This is a genomic window from Parapedobacter sp. ISTM3, from assembly GCF_016533505.1.
Taxonomy (GTDB): Bacteria; Bacteroidota; Bacteroidia; order Sphingobacteriales; family Sphingobacteriaceae; genus Parapedobacter; species Parapedobacter luteus.
In genome coordinates this window covers 1-485 of record NZ_JAENGN010000073.1, presented here as the reverse complement: position 1 = coordinate 485, position 485 = coordinate 1, and the positions used below count along the sequence as shown (strand labels likewise).

Sequence of the window (485 nt, the reverse complement as noted above, 5' to 3'; positions counted from 1 at the left end):
TTTTATCAATCTGTGCCGTCTCCGTGTGATGTTGGCTGCGCTGGCGCGAGTAAGCAAGCAAATAACCGTTGTGAGTTCGGGCCTTGATATCGCGCCCTCCGTAGTATTGCTATCGCCCAGCCGGCCAAACCACATCAACCCGAAAACCGCCCACAGACCGATGGTGAAACATCGGCGCCTCTTATCATATTCCGTTGCAGCCAGACGCCAACGGCTGCAAGTGCCGTAAATACCAAGTTGAACAGGAAATGTACCCACCAGCCCATGCCTTCCAAGAATCCTCCGCAAGAGCAGGGCACATAACCAAAAATGCCGGACGCTGCCAGGCCCGTATACAGTGTGAAACCGCTGATAAGCATAAGGTTGCCCACCAACCCCGCCCGCATCAGCCTTGGTGCCGCCACCAGAAACGGAAGTACTAAACCGGTGGCTACCAATAGTTCGGCAATGGGTACACCCCACACCAGCCATTCCTTCAGCGGCTC

1 protein-coding gene is annotated in these 485 nt (G+C 55.3%); it reads right to left on the bottom strand.

Annotated features, from left to right (window positions below):
* Nucleotides 1-134: 134 nt before the first annotated feature.
* Nucleotides 135-485, bottom strand: a 351-nt coding sequence (locus JHJ32_RS22680; RefSeq protein ID WP_370584571.1) for a MauE/DoxX family redox-associated membrane protein, incomplete at its 5' end; no start/stop codon positions are given.